13 protein-coding genes are annotated in these 13905 nt (G+C 77.4%); 11 read left to right on the top strand and 2 right to left on the bottom strand.

All coding sequences use genetic code 11. The features are described 5' to 3' along the window. Positions 1–38: 38 nt before the first annotated feature. Positions 39–788 (bottom strand): TetR/AcrR family transcriptional regulator C-terminal domain-containing protein, encoded by a 750-nt coding sequence (locus tag ACIBAI_RS19020; protein WP_399035660.1) that lies wholly within the window; start codon positions 786–788, stop codon positions 39–41. A 170-nt stretch (positions 789–958) separates the two neighbouring features. On the opposite strand from ACIBAI_RS19020, the gene ACIBAI_RS19015 reads away from it, so the two are divergent. Then, positions 959–2590: a CocE/NonD family hydrolase gene (locus ACIBAI_RS19015; protein WP_399035658.1), complete on the top strand. Its 1632-nt coding sequence runs from the start codon at positions 959–961 to the stop codon at positions 2588–2590. A 122-nt stretch (positions 2591–2712) separates the two neighbouring features. Here the strand turns inward: ACIBAI_RS19015 and ACIBAI_RS19010 are convergent, their stop codons facing one another. Further along, on the bottom strand, positions 2713–3153 hold the full coding sequence (locus tag ACIBAI_RS19010) for an SRPBCC family protein (RefSeq protein WP_399035656.1): 441 nt from the start codon (positions 3151–3153) through the stop codon (positions 2713–2715). A gap of 240 nt (positions 3154–3393) precedes the next feature. On the opposite strand from ACIBAI_RS19010, the gene ACIBAI_RS19005 reads away from it, so the two are divergent. From ACIBAI_RS19005 to ACIBAI_RS18960, 10 genes are all read left to right on the top strand, one after another. Beyond that, positions 3394–4356 (top strand): UDP-glucuronic acid decarboxylase family protein, encoded by a 963-nt coding sequence (locus ACIBAI_RS19005; protein WP_399035654.1) that lies wholly within the window; start codon positions 3394–3396, stop codon positions 4354–4356. Positions 4357–4508: 152 nt separating this feature from the next. Further along, positions 4509–6143 (top strand): carbamoyltransferase, encoded by a 1635-nt coding sequence (locus ACIBAI_RS19000; RefSeq protein ID WP_399035652.1) that lies wholly within the window; start codon positions 4509–4511, stop codon positions 6141–6143. Next, on the top strand, positions 6140–7144 hold the full coding sequence (locus ACIBAI_RS18995) for a glycosyltransferase family 2 protein (RefSeq protein ID WP_399035649.1): 1005 nt from the start codon (positions 6140–6142) through the stop codon (positions 7142–7144). Before ACIBAI_RS19000 ends, ACIBAI_RS18995 begins: the two co-directional genes overlap by 4 nt. Next, a complete protein-coding gene (locus tag ACIBAI_RS18990) occupies positions 7141–7785 on the top strand; it encodes a D-glycero-alpha-D-manno-heptose-1,7-bisphosphate 7-phosphatase (protein ID WP_399035647.1) in 645 nt (214 codons plus the stop codon). Before ACIBAI_RS18995 ends, ACIBAI_RS18990 begins: the two co-directional genes overlap by 4 nt. Beyond that, on the top strand, positions 7782–8780 hold the full coding sequence (locus ACIBAI_RS18985) for a glycosyltransferase family 9 protein (RefSeq protein ID WP_399035646.1): 999 nt from the start codon (positions 7782–7784) through the stop codon (positions 8778–8780). The genes ACIBAI_RS18990 and ACIBAI_RS18985 overlap by 4 nt, the downstream gene beginning before the upstream one ends. After that, positions 8777–9727: a glycosyltransferase gene (locus ACIBAI_RS18980; protein ID WP_399035644.1), complete on the top strand. Its 951-nt coding sequence runs from the start codon at positions 8777–8779 to the stop codon at positions 9725–9727. Before ACIBAI_RS18985 ends, ACIBAI_RS18980 begins: the two co-directional genes overlap by 4 nt. Then, positions 9724–10941, top strand: coding sequence for a glycosyltransferase (locus ACIBAI_RS18975; protein ID WP_399035642.1), 1218 nt, complete (start codon positions 9724–9726; stop codon positions 10939–10941). The genes ACIBAI_RS18980 and ACIBAI_RS18975 overlap by 4 nt, the downstream gene beginning before the upstream one ends. Then, positions 10941–11573 (top strand): SIS domain-containing protein, encoded by a 633-nt coding sequence (locus ACIBAI_RS18970; RefSeq protein WP_399035641.1) that lies wholly within the window; start codon positions 10941–10943, stop codon positions 11571–11573. Before ACIBAI_RS18975 ends, ACIBAI_RS18970 begins: the two co-directional genes overlap by 1 nt. After that, positions 11566–12933, top strand: coding sequence for a D-glycero-beta-D-manno-heptose 1-phosphate adenylyltransferase (gene rfaE2 / locus ACIBAI_RS18965; RefSeq protein WP_399035639.1), 1368 nt, complete (start codon positions 11566–11568; stop codon positions 12931–12933). The genes ACIBAI_RS18970 and rfaE2 overlap by 8 nt, the downstream gene beginning before the upstream one ends. Further along, positions 12930–13895 carry a glycosyltransferase family 9 protein gene (locus tag ACIBAI_RS18960; RefSeq protein WP_399035637.1) on the top strand — a complete coding sequence of 322 codons (966 nt, stop codon included), beginning with the start codon at positions 12930–12932 and terminating at the stop codon, positions 13893–13895. Before rfaE2 ends, ACIBAI_RS18960 begins: the two co-directional genes overlap by 4 nt. The last annotated feature ends 10 nt before the right edge of the window (positions 13896–13905 follow it).

Genomic DNA, 13905 nt, shown 5'->3' with positions numbered 1-13905 from the left:
AGCACTCACCGTCACCACCGGCTACGGAACAGACCCGCTCATTCGACGGACCCGTCAAAGGCGCCGCGGGACCAGTCGGTGTCGAGACCGTCGATCAGGCGGTCGAGGAACCGGGTGAAGACGGCTTCGGGGGTGAGGGGGCGGCCGGGCGCGGAGAGGGCTTCGGCGAGTTCCGGGTGGTGGCCGTCCGCGGCGACGGCGGCGAGGTAGCGGGCTTCGGCTGCGGCTCGGTCGGGGGACCGCGCGGCTGCGGCCTGCGCGGTTTCGTGGGCGACGTGCCCGGCCACGAATGCCGTGAGCTGGGCGAAGACCTCCAGTTTCGCCCCGCCGTCCAGTCCGGTGGGCCGCAGGGCGGCGAGCGCGTGTTCCAGGAAGGCCAGGGTGTTGGGTCCGGGGATGCGCCGGGTGGACAGGGCGGCGGGCAGCCAGGGGTGGCGCAGCATGTGGGCGCGCTGGAGGTGGGCGATGGCCTTCAGGTCGGCGCGCCAGTCGCCGGTGAGCGTGTTCGTGGTCGGCAGTTCGCCGCTGACGTGGTCGACCATCAGGTTCAGCAGCGTCTCCTTGTCGGGGGCGTAGCTGTAGAGCGACATGACGCCGGCTCCGACCTGTGCGGCGACTTTGCGCATGGTGACCGCTTCGAGCCCCTCGGCGTCCGCCAGGGCGACGGCCGCCGCGGTGATCGCCTCCCGGCTGTAGGCGGGCTTGCGGCCTCGGTGCGGCCGGCCGGAGGTCGGCCAGAGCTGTCGGGGGTCGACGCCTGGGGCACCGGCCCCTCCGTCCCGGGGCATGGCAGTGCTCCTTCCTCGATCGGCGGTCCTTGCGGGCCTCAGTCAAGCATCCTCTATTCTCGTACACCGTACGGAAATAGAGGAGGGGAACGATGACGTCACGCGCACACGGTGCTGCGCCGAGGCCGGCCTGGGCGCCGCCTTCCGGTAAGCCGCCGCCGGCCGCACGGATGTTGAGGGCGACCTGGCGCGGCCTTCCGGCCAGGCGGCACGATGTCGGGTGGGAGCCGGGGCTGCCGGTGCCGGCCGCCGACGGCAGCCCGCTGATCACGGACCACTACTTTCCGCGCGCCGAGGGCGACTTCCCCACCCTCCTGGTGCGCTCGCCGTACGGCAGGGGCCTGCCGTGGTCCCCCATGTACGGCCTGCTCTTCGCCGAACAGGGCTTTCACGTGGTCCTGCAGAGCTGCCGCGGCACCGGCGGTTCCGGGGGCGCGTTCGACCTGTGGCGCAACGAGGCCGCCGACGGCCGGGCCACGGTGTCCTGGCTGCGCGAGCAGCCCTGGTTCAACGGCACACTGGGCACCGTCGGCCCCAGTTACCTGGGCTACGTGCAATGGGCCCTCGCCGCGGACCCGCCGCCGGAACTGAAGGCCATGGTGGTGCAGGTGGGCCTGCACGATCCCCACGCCCTGTTCCACGCGCACGGTGCGCTGCGCCTGGAGACCGCGCTCGCCGTCGGAGTCGGCATGACCTACCAGCACCGGGGCATGGCACCGTTCCTGAGGGCGACACTGCGCCTGCAACGACGCCTGCGCGACGTCACCACCGCGCAGCCGCTGCGCGGGGCGTACGCGTCGGCCCTCGGGGGCGAAGTGCCCTGGCTGGACGACGTGATGACCCACCCGGACGCCGAGGACGCGTACTGGCGCGGCGCGTCCCTGGCGCAGGTGGCGGAGCGGCTCGGCGTGCCCACGAGTCTGATCACCGGATGGCACGACGCGCTGGTCGACCAGACCTTCGAGCAGTACGACCGGCTGCGTCGGGCCGGATGCGAGACCGCCCTGCTCGTCGGCCCCTGGACCCACACCTCCGCCCTGCGGCAAGGATGGCCCGAGGTGTTCGCCGAGAGCCTCGCCTGGCTGCGCGCCCACCTGTACGCCGACCCCTCCGGCCTGCGTCCCACCAGGGTGCGCGTGCACCTCGGCGGCGAAGACGCCTGGCGGGACCTCGACGACTGGCCGCCGGCCACGGCCGCGGGCCCCTGGTTTCCCACCCCGCAGGGGCACCTCACCCGGCAGGCTCCCACGGACGTCGCACCCCTGGCGTCGTTCCGCTACGACCCGGGCGACCCCACCCCGTCCCTCGGCGGCCCTCTGCTCTCCCGCACCGCCGGCCCTCGCGACAACAGCAGCCTGGAGGCCCGGGAAGACGTCCTGACGTTCACCGGCCCCCCGCTGACCGAGCCCGTGGACGTCCTCGGGCCGGTCTCGGCGCGGTTGAGCATCTCCACGGACACCGGTCATGCCGACGTCTTCACCCGCCTGTGCGACGTGGACCCGCGAGGCCGCTCCGTCAACATCTGCGACGGGCTGGGCCGACTGCGGACGGACGGGCAGGAGCCGTCGCGGATCACCGTGCCGATGAGTTCGACCGCCCACAGATTCGCCGTCGGCCACCGCATACGCTGGCAGATCAGCGGAGGCGCGCATCCGCGCTACGCCCGCGGTACCGGCAACGGGGAGTCGCCGGTGGACGCCACCGCCTTCACACCGGTGCGCATCACGCTCCACACCGACTCGGCGCTGATGCTTGCGGTGCACGCCCACGGTTCCGGGTCCGGTCCTGCGGTGAACGGCTGACCGGCCGGACCCGGCGGCCCGGCTCGCTCCCCGGCGCCGTCTTCGTCGTCCACCCGGCCGCCTCCGGGTCGCGCAAGGCGCGCAGGCCGCCGCCGGCCGGGGTGGAGGAGCGGACCGCCCGGTCACGGCATCCGCAGCAGCCGGTTCGCCGCCCGCCCGAACACGTGCCGCGCGGCCCGCCGCAGCGCGCCGTCGAACACCGCCGGCAGGAACCGCACCCGCACCTCCTCGCGCCACACCACCCGGGCCCGGCCGCCCGGCCCCGGCCGCACCTCGATCTCCGCCCAGCCCGTGATCGCCCGGCCCCGTTTCTCCAGGCGGCACCGGCCGGGCGCCCCGTCCCGGGGCGGCTGCCAGACCGTCACCTCCATCGGGTCGTCGAAGGCGAGCGGGCCGACGCCGGTGCGGGCCACGAAGAGCGTGCCCCGGCGGGTCGGCGGGGGCGTGGTGACGGTGACCCGGGTCAGCGGCACCACCTCGCCGTGCCGGTGCCACTCGGTGAGCCTGCGCCACGCCTCGTCCGGAGGGAGCGGTGCCGTGCGTTCGACGAAGAAGGTGACCACGGCACGATCGTAGGGAACCGGGCCGCCCGCGCGGCGGGGCCGCCACGGCCCCGCCGCCGCGCGGCCCGGCCCCGCACGCCCGCGGGGCGGCGCCGCCCGCACGGCGCCGCGACGGCGCGTGGTCGCGCGGGGCGCCGGACGGCACCCCGCCCGGGCATCGAACGGCGGTTCGAGGTAGGCGGAACCGCTCCCGGGTTACTCGCGCGGACACGCAAGTGAAGCGAGAGTGAGGAGAGCCCCATGAGCGGACACCCCTGGCACCGGGCCCTGGTGACCGGTGGAGCCGGTTTCGTGGGTTCCCACCTGTGCGGCCGGCTGCTGGACGCCGGCACCGAGGTCGTGTGCCTCGACAACCTGTCCACCGGCTCCCGCGCCAACGTGGCCGAGCTGGAGCGGCGCCCCGGCTTCCGCTTCGTCCGGGCCGACGCCGCCGACCCGGCGGCGCTGCGCGGCCTGCCCGGCCGCTTCGACCTGGTGCTGCACTTCGCCTGCCCGGCCTCGCCCGCCGACTACCTCCGGCTGCCGCTGCAGACCCTCGACGCCGGCAGCACCGGCACCCGCAACGCCCTGGAGCGCGCCCGCGCCGACGGCGCCCGCCTCGTCCTCGCCTCCACCTCCGAGGTCTACGGCGACCCGCTGGAGCACCCGCAGCGCGAGACCTACTGGGGCAACGTCAACCCGGTCGGCCCGCGCAGCGTCTACGACGAGTCCAAGCGGTTCGCCGAGGCCCTGACCACCGCCCACCGCCAGGTGCACGGCACCGACGCCGCCATCGTCCGCATCTTCAACACCTACGGGCCCCGCATGCGCACCGGCGACGGCCGCGCCGTGCCCACCTTCATCGCGCAGGCCCTGGACGGCATGCCCCTCACCGTCGCCGGCGACGGCAGCCAGACCCGGTCCCTGTGCTACGTCGACGACACCGTCGACGGCGTCCTCGCCCTGGCCGCCTCCCGCGAGACCGGGCCGGTGAACATCGGCGGCGGCGAGGAGATCACCGTGCTGGAGCTGGCCCGGCGCATCGTCGAGCTCACCGGCTCCGCCTCCCGCATCCGGTTCGTCGAGCGCCCCGTCGACGACCCCGGCCGGCGCCGGCCCGACACCGCCCTGGCCCGCGCACGCCTCGGCTGGCAGCCGCGCGTCGGCTGGGGCGAGGGCCTGGAACGCACCATCGGCTGGTTCGCGCACGCCGCGGCCGCGTGAGACGGCCGGGACGGCCACCGCTTCCCCGTCACGGACGGTGAGACACGGACGCACTCCTGTCATTGAGCTGTCTCCAAGTGTTTGAGACAGCCGCGGCGCGGCACCCGCGTGTCCCATAAGAACCATTTGTCGCTCGGGACGGAGCACATCCCATGCGCATCCTTGGTATCAACGCCCTGTTCCACGACCCCGCCGCCGCCCTCGTCGTCGACGGCAGGACCGTGGCGGCCGCCGAGGAGGAGCGCTTCAGCCGCCGCAAGCACGGCAAGCGCCCGGTGCCGTTCTCCGCCTGGGAGCTGCCCGAGCTGTCGGCCCGCTGGTGCCTGGCCCACGGGGGCGTGCGGCCGGAGGAGCTGGACGCCGTCGCCTACTCCTTCGACCCCGGGCTCGCCCGGCCCGCGCGCGCCATGGGCCTGGACGACCCCTGGGACCCGCTGCGCCTGGAGTACGCCCGCCGCGCCCCGGAGTTCCTCGCCGAGGCACTGCCCGGACTCGACCCCGGCCGGGTCGTCCTCGTCCCGCACCACGTGGCGCACGCCGCCTCCGGTGGGCTGGCCTGCCCGCATCCCGACAGCGCCGTCCTGGTCCTCGACGGCCGCGGCGAGGCCGCCTCCCACCTGGCCGGCCGCTACCGCGACGGCAAGCTCGACACGCTCGCCGCGCAGGCGCTGCCGCACTCGCTCGGCCTGCTCTACGAGGAGCTGACCGCCCACCTCGGCTTCCTGCGCAGCAGCGACGAGTACAAGGTGATGGCCCTCGCCTCCTACGGCACGCCCCGCTTCCTGCCCCGGCTGCGCGAGCACGTGCACGCCACCGGCGACGGCGGCTTCCGCGCCCACGGCGTGGACTGGGCCGCGCTCGCCCCGCCCCGCGCCGGGGACGAGCCCTGGACGCGGGACCACGCCGACCTGGCCGCCAGCGCCCAGGCCGCCCTGGAGGAAACCCTCCTGGAACTCGTCCACTGGCTGCACCGCCGGGCCGGCGGCGAGTCGCTCGCCCTGGCCGGCGGCGTCGCCCTCAACTGCGTCGCCAACTCGAAGATCGCCGCCCGCGGCCCGTACCGGAACGTGTGGGTGCAGCCCGCCGCCGGCGACGCCGGCACCGCCCTCGGCGGGGCCCTGCACGTGGCCGCGCAGGAGGAGCTGCCGCAGCCGATGCCGGGCGCCGACCTCGGCCGCGGCTGGCGCGACGAGGAGCTGCGGGCCTGGCTGGAGACGGCCGCCGTCCCCTACGAGCGGCCGGACGACGTCGCCGAGACCGTCGCCGAGGAACTGGCCCGCGACGGCATCGTCGCCTGGTTCCAGGGCCGCAGCGAGTACGGGCCGCGCGCCCTGGGCCACCGCTCCCTGCTCGCCCACCCCGGCCGGGCCGAGAACCTGGAACGGCTCAACCACGTCAAGGGCCGCGAGGAGTTCCGGCCGGTCGCCCCGATGGTCCTCGCCGACCGCGCCGCCGGCATCTTCCGCGGGCCGCTCCCCAGCCCGTACATGCTCTTCGTGCACGACGTCGCCGCCGAGTGGCGAAACCGCATCCCGGCCGTCGTCCACGTCGACGGCACCGCCCGCATCCAGACCGTCGAGGAGCGCCGCGAGCCGCTGGTCGCCCGCATGCTGCACGCCTTCGAGCGGCGCACCGGGCTGCCGGTCGTGGTCAACACCAGCCTCAACACCGCCGGGCGGCCCATGGTGGACGACCCGCGCGACGCGCTGGAGTGCTTCGGCTCCGCGCCCGTGGACCTGCTGGCGATCGGGCCGTACGTGGTCCGCCGCGGGAAGGCGTACGCATGACCGGATACGCCGTCGTCATCCCCACCCTGGCGCGCGGCACGCTCGCCGACTGCCTCGCCGCGCTCGCCGCCGCCACCGGGCCGCCCCCCGAGCGGATCGTCCTCGTCGACGACCGGCCCGGCCCCGACGCCGGCCCGGAAGCGCTGGAGCACCCGCTGAGCGTCCTCGGCGACCTGCGCGAGCGCACGGTCGTGCTGCGCGGCGGGGGCCGCGGCCCGGCCGCCGCCCGCAACACCGGCGTCCGCGCGGTCACCGCGCCGTGGACCGCCTTCCTCGACGACGACGTGCAGGTCGGCCCCCACTGGTGCGACCAGCTCGTGCGGGACCTCGCCGAGGCGGCCCCCGACACCGCGGGCGTGCAGGGCGTGATCACCGTCCCCCTGCCCGGCGGGCGCCCCCCCACCGACTGGGAACGCGGCACCGCCGGCCTGGCCCGGGCCCGCTGGATCACCGCCGACATGGCCTACCGCACCGACGCCCTCAAGCAGGCCGGCGGCTTCGACGAACGCTTCGAACGGGCCTTCCGCGAGGACGCCGACCTCGCGCTGCGGCTGCTCGACGCCGGCTGGCGCATCCGGCGGGGCCGCCGCACCACCCGGCACCCGGTGCGCCCCGCCTCCCGCTGGGTCTCCCTGGAACAGCAGCGCGGCAACGCCGACGACGCCCTGATGCGGCGGCTGCACGGCCCCGGCTGGTGGGCGAAGGCGACGGCGCCGCGCGGCCGCATCCGCGCCCACGCCGCGATCACCGCCGCGGGCGCCGCCGCGCTCGTCCTGGCCGCCGCCGGCCGCCGGCGGGCCGCCGCGGCCGCCGCGCTCGGCTGGGCGGCCGGCACCGCCGAGTTCGCCTGGGCGCGCATCGCCCCCGGCCCGCGCACCCGGGACGAGGTGACGACCATGCTGGCCACCAGCGTGCTCATCCCGCCGGCCGCGACCTGGCACCGGCTGAGCGGGACGTGGCGGCACCGCGCCGCCCCCGCCTGGCGGGAGGTGGCCGCATGAGCCGCACCGGCCCGGTGAGGGCCGTCCTGTTCGACCGCGACGGCACCCTCGTCCACGACGTCCCCTACAACGGCGACCCCGAACTGGTCCGGCCCGTGGCGGGCGCCCGCGAGGCGCTCGCCCTGCTGCGCGCGCGGGGCATCCGCACCGGCGTCGTCACCAACCAGTCCGGCGTGGCCCGCGGCCTGCTCACCGACGCCGACGTGCGCCGCGTCAACCGGCGCGTCGAGGAGCTGCTCGGCCCCTTCGACGTGTGGGCGGTCTGCCCGCACGGCCCCGGCGACGGCTGCCGCTGCCGCAAGCCCGAACCCGGGCTCGTGCTGCGGGCCGCCGGGCGGATCCGCACGCCGCCCGAGGACTGCGTGGTGATCGGCGACATCGGCGCTGACGTCGAGGCCGCCCGCCGGGCCGGCGCCCACGGCATCCTCGTCCCCACCCCGCAGACCCGCCCGCGGGAGACGGCGGCCGCGCAGCACGTGGCACCGGACCTGGCGACCGCCGTCCGCGCGGTGCTGGACGGGCCGCCGCGAGGCCGGGCCCTGGTGGACGGCCGCCCGATCGGGAACGCCCTCGACGGCGACGGGGCCACCGCCGGCCCGCGCGGAACCGGACCCGCCGACACCAGCGGGAGGTCGTGGTGAAAGCACTGGTCACGCGCTTGGACAGCTTCGGGGACGTGCTGCTCGCCGGGCCCGCCGTCCGCGCCGTCGCCGCACGGGCCGAGCACGTCACCCTGCTGTGCGGACCGCGCGGCGCGCCCGCCGCCCGGCTGCTGCCCGGCGTCGACGACCTCCTCGTCTGGGACGCCCCCTGGGCCGGCTTCCAGCCGCCGGACGTCGACCGGGCCGAGATCGACGGCCTCGTCGAGAGGATCGCCGCCGCCGGCGCCGACACCGCGCTGGTCCTCACCTCCTTCCACCAGTCCCCGCTGCCCACCGCGCTGCTGCTGCGGCTGGCCGGCGTGCGCCGCATCGCCGCGGACAGCGAGGACTACCCCGGCTCCCTGCTGGACGTGCGCCACCACCGCGCCCCGCACGCCCACGAGGTGCAGGCCGCGCTCGACCTGGCCGAGGCCGCCGGCTTCCCGCGCCCCGGCGACGACCGGCTGTGCGTGCTGCCCCCGCCCGGCACCACCCACCTGACCGGCCCCGGCCCGTACGTCGTGCTGCACCCCGGCGCCAGCGTCCCGGCCCGCGCCTGGAGCCCGGAGCGCAGCGCGGAGGCGGTGCGCGAACTGGCCGCGGCCGGACACCGGGTGGTGGTGACCGGCGGCCCGGGCGAGCGGGACCTGACCGCGTACGTCGCGGGCCGGCACGGCCTCGACCTCGGCGGCCGCACCGAGGCACCGGAACTGTCCGGCGTCCTCGCCGGGGCCGCCGCCGTCGTCACCGGCAACACCGCCCCGGCCCACCTGGCCGCCGCCGTCGGCACCCCCGTCGTCTCGCTGTTCGCGCCGGTCGTGCCCGCCGAACGCTGGCGGCCCTACGGCGTGCCGTACGTGCTGCTCGGCGACCAGGACGCGCCCTGCGCGGACAGCAGGGCCCGCACCTGCCCGGTCCCCGGCCACCCGTGCCTGGACACGGTCACCGCCACGGACGTGGTCGCCGCAGTCGAGAAACTGACGGGGGAGACATGAGGATCCTCATCTGGCACGTGCACGGGTCGTGGACCACGGCCTTCGTGCAGGGCCCGCACACCTACGTCGTCCCCGTCACCCCCGACCGCGGCCCCGACGGCCTCGGCCGCGCCCGCACCTGGGACTGGCCGGAGTCGGTGATCGAGGTCCCGCCGGAGCGGCTGCGCGACGAGGACATCGACGTGGTCGTCCTGCAGCGCCCGCACGAACTCGCCCTCGTCGACCGGTGGCTGGGCCGCCGCCCGCCGCTGGTCTACCTGGAGCACAACGCCCCGCACGGCGACGTGCCCGACACCCGGCACCCGGCCGCCGACGTCCCCGGCGTCACCCTCGTCCACGTCACCCACTTCAACCGGCTGATGTGGGACGCCGGCGCCACCCCCACCACGGTCGTCGAGCACGGCGTCGTCGACCCCGGCCACCGCTGGACCGGCGAGCTTCCGCGGGCGGCCGTGGTGGTCAACGAGCCGGTGCGGCGCGGCCGCACCACCGGCACGGACCTGCTGCCCGCGTTCGCGCGGGCCGCCCCGCTCGACGTGTTCGGCATGGGCACCGACGGCCTCGCCGGCCGGATCGGCGTGTCCCCGCGGCGCTGCCGCTCCCACGAGCTGGTGCAGGCCGACCTGCACACCGAACTGGCCCGACGGCGTGTGTACGTCCACCCCGTCCGCTGGACCTCCCTCGGCCTGTCCCTGCTGGAGGCCATGCACCTGGGCATGCCGGTGGTCGCGCTCGCGACCACCGAGGTGACCGAGGCGGTGCCCCCGGGCGCCGGCGTGGTCACCAACCGCATCGACGTACTGACCGACGCCGTACGGGAGTTCCTGGCCGACCCGCTGCGCGCGCGCACGGCCGGCGACACGGCCCGTGCGGCGGCCCTGGCCCGCTACGGGCTGTCCCGCTTCCTGAACGACTGGGAGCGGCTGCTCAAGGAGGTGACCCGATGAGGATCGCCATGGTGTCCGAGCACGCCAGCCCGCTCGCCGCGCTCGGCGGCGTCGACGCCGGCGGCCAGAACGTCTACGTGGCCCGCCTCTCCGAGGAGCTGGCCCGGCGCGGCCACGACGTCACCGTCTACACCCGCCGTGACGCCGCCGACCTGCCCGACCGGGTGCCGCTGCCCGGCGGCGCGGTCGTCGAGCACGTCACGGCCGGACCGCCCGAACCGGTCCCCAAGGACGAGCTGTTCCCCCACATGCCCGGCTTCGGCGCCCACCTGGCGCGGGCCTGGCGGCGCGAGCGGCCCGACGTGGCGCACGCCCACTTCTGGATGTCCGGCCTGGCCTGCCTGCTCGGCGCGCAGCCGCACCGCATCCCCGTCGTGCAGACCTTCCACGCGCTGGGCACCGTCAAGCGGCGCCACCAGGGCCGGCGGGACACCAGCCCGCAGGAGCGGATCGGCATCGAGCGGCAGCTCGGCCGCACCTGCGAACGGGTCCTCGCCACCTGCACCGACGAGGTGCGGGAACTGGCCGGCATGGGCGTGCCGGAGCGGCAGGTGTCCGTGGTGCCCTGCGGGGTGGACGCCGAGCACTTCCACCCCGGCGCCGACACCGGCGCCACGCCCGCCCGGCGGCAGCGGCACCGCCTGCTCGCCTGCGGCCGGCTGGTCCCCCGCAAGGGCTACGACCAGGCGATCCAGGCGCTCGCCCGCGTCCCCGACACCGAACTCCTCATCGCCGGCGGTCCCCCGGCCGGCGCGCTGGACGCCGATCCGGAGGCCCGGCGCCTCACCCGGCTGGCCCGGCGCGCCGGCGTCGCCGACCGGGTGCGGCTGCTCGGCGCCGTCGACCCGCGCGACATGCCCGGGCTGCTGCGCAGCGCCGACCTGGTGCTGTGCACCCCGGTCTACGAGCCGTTCGGCATCGTGCCGCTGGAGGCCATGGCGTGCGGCGTGCCCGTCCTGGCCACCGACGTCGGCGGCCACCGCGACTCCGTCGCCGACGGCGCCACCGGCCGGCTCGTCCCGCCGCAGGACCCCGGGGCGGTCGCGGCCGCCGCCCGCGGCCTCCTCGCCGACGAGGGGCTGCGCCGCCGCTACGGCACGGCCGGCCGCGCCCGGGTCCTCGCCCGCTACACCTGGCGGCGCGTCGCCGACGGCGTCGAACACGTCTACCGGCTGACGCTCGCCGGCCACGCACTGTCGAAGGAGGTGGCGTGATGACCGTGCATCCGCCCGTGGCCGGACACTGCGACGAACTCCAGGACGCGCTGACCGCGTTCCGGGCGTCGGCGCACATCACCGAACGCTGGGGCGCGCGGCTCGCGTCCGTGCTGTCCGGCGGCGGCCGGCTGCTGGCCGCCGGCAACGGCGGCAGCGCCGCCCAGGCCCAGCACCTGACCGCCGAGATCGTCGGCCGCTACCGCGACGACCGGCCGCCGTTCTCCGCGATCGCCCTGCACGCCGACACCTCCGCGACCACCGCCATCGCCAACGACTACGGCGTCCACGAGGTGTTCGCCCGCCAGGTGCGCGCCCACGGCCGCCCCGGCGACGTGCTGGTGCTGCTGTCCACCTCCGGCGCCAGCGCCAACCTGCTGTCCGCCGCCGACGCGGCCCGCGCCGCCGGGGTGCGGGTGTGGGCGCTGACCGGACCGGCCCCCAACCCGCTCACGGCCGGCTGCGACGAGGCCCTGTGCGTGGCGGCGCCCGCCGCGGCGACCGTGCAGGAACTGCACCTGGTGGCGGTGCACATGGTGTGCGCGGCCTTCGACGCGGCGCTGGAAGGCGGGGTGGGGCGCGGGGTGCGGCGCGGGGCGGACGGCCACGGAGGTGACCGCGCGCATGGCTGACAAGTCCCCGCTGGTCGTGGTCGGCGACGCCCTGCTGGACCGGGACCTGGCCGGCAGCGCCGACCGGCTCGCGCCGGACGCGCCCGTCCCGGTCGTCTCCGGGTGCGCCGAGCGCGTCCGGCCCGGCGGCGCCGCGCTCACCGCGTACCTCGCCGCCCGCGACGGCCGGGACGTCACGCTCGTCACCGGGGTGGGCGACGACCCGGCGAGCCGCGCGCTGCGCCGCCTGCTGGACCCCTGGCTGGACCTGGTGCCGCTGCCGCTGACCGGAACCCTGCCCGAGAAGACCCGCGTCCTCGCCCAGGACCGTCCCGTGGTCCGCCTGGACCGCGGCGACGGCCGCACCCGCGAGGCCACCGGCGCCGCCCGCGCGGCGGTCCGCCGCGCCCCGGCCGTGCTGGTCTCCGACTACGGCCGCGGCGCCGCCGACGCCCTCCGGGACGACCTGGCCGCCCGCCCGCCGCTGGTGTGGGACCCGCATCCGCGCGGGGGCCCGCCGGCGCCCGGCACCCGGCTGGTGACGCCCTCCGAGAAGGAGGCGCACGCCTTCGCCCCGCGGGGCGACCGGCCGCGGGAGGGCCTGCGGGCCGCCGCGCACAGCGCCGCCGCCCTCGTACGGCGGTGGCGCGCGGCCGCCGTCGCGGTCACCCTCGGCCCGCGCGGCGCCCTGCTGTCCTACGGGGAGCACCCGCTGCTCGTACCCGCGCCCGCCGCGCACCACGGCGACGCCTGCGGCGCCGGGGACCGGTTCGCCGCGACGGCGGCCGGGCTGCTCGCGGACGGGGCGCTGGTGGGGGAGGCCGTCGAGGGGGCGGTCGGCGCGGCGAGCGCGTTCGTCGCCGCCGGCGGCGCGGGCGCCCTGCCCCGCGCGGACTCCCGGACCCCGGCGCCCCCGCCCGCCGCCGACGACCCGTACGCCCTGGCCGCGCGGGTGCGCGCCGAGCACGGCACCGTCGTCGCCGCGGGCGGCTGCTTCGACCTGCTGCACGCCGGTCACGTCGGGCTGCTCCAGGCCGCCCGGCGGCTCGGGGACTGCCTGGTGGTGTGCGTCAACTCGGACGCGTCGGTGCGGCGCCGCAAGGGCGAGGGCCGCCCGGTCAACCCGCTCGCGGACCGGGTCCGCGTCCTGCGCGCCCTCGCCTGCGTGGACGCGGTCGCCGTCTTCGACGAGGACACCCCCGAACGCCTCCTCGCCGACCTGCGCCCCGACGTGTGGGTCAAGGGCGGCGACTACGCGGGCGCCGACCTGCCGGAGGCCGCGCTGCTGCAGGAGTGGGGCGGGCAGGCGGTCCTGCTGCCGTACCTGGACGGCCGCTCCTCCACGGCCCTGATGGCCCGCGCGGCGGAGGGGGTGCGATGACACCGGCCGCTCCGCCGCGCGTCCTGGTGCTGCGCGCCCTGGGCCTGGGCGACCTGCTCGCCGGGGTGCCCGCGCTGCGCGCCCTGCGGCGGGGTTTCCCGGACCACGAGATCGTGCTGGCCGCCCCCGCCGCACTGGCGCCCGTCGCGGCGGCGGCCGGGGCCGCGGACCGGCTGCTGCCCGCCTCCGCGCCCGGCCGGGCCGTGCCCGCCCGCCTCGACTGGAGCGGGCCGCCCCCGGACGTCGCCGTCGACCTGCACGGCAACGGGCCGCCCAGCCACCGGCTGCTGACGCGGCTGCGCCCGCGGCGGCTGTTCGCCTTCGCGCACCCCGGGACACCCGAGGTCGACGGCCCGCCCTGGTACGCGCAGGAGCACGAGCGCGACCGCTGGTGCCGGCTGCTGCGGGCGTACGGCGTCGACGCCGACCCCGCCGACCTGCTGCTGCCCCGCCCGCCCGGGCCGTCCCCGGCCCCCGGCGCGGTCGTCCTGCACCCCGGCGCGGGCGCCCCCTCCCGCCGCTGGCCCGTGGAGCGGTACGCGGCCGTCGCCGACGCCCTGCGCGCCGGGGGGCACCGCGTCGTGGTCACCGGCGGACCGGACGAGGACGACCTGGTGGCCCGCCTCGCCGAACTGGCCGGCCTGCCCGGCCCGGACGTGTTCGGCGGCGGCCTGCCCTACGACCGGCTGTCCGCGCTGGTCGCCGGCGCCCGCGCCGTCGTCAGCGGCGACACCGGCATCGCCCACCTGGCCGTCGCCCACGCCGCGCCGTCCGTCACCCTCTTCGGCCCGGTGCCGCCCAGCCGCTGGGGCCCGCCCGCCGACCCCCGCCACCGCGCCCTGTGGCACCCGGGCCCGGACGGCGACCCCCACGGCCGCCGCCCCGACCCGGCCCTGCTCCGCATCACCCCCGACGACGTCCTGGACGCCCTCGCCGGCCTGCCCGGCGCCCCGGGGCCGTGACCGCGCGCCC

This window comes from Streptomyces sp. NPDC051041 (assembly GCF_044456065.1).
GTDB classification, from domain to species: Bacteria; Actinomycetota; Actinomycetes; order Streptomycetales; family Streptomycetaceae; genus Streptomyces; species Streptomyces glaucus.
Note: the sequence above shows the minus strand (reverse complement) of the source record. Positions and strands in the feature narration are given on the sequence as shown.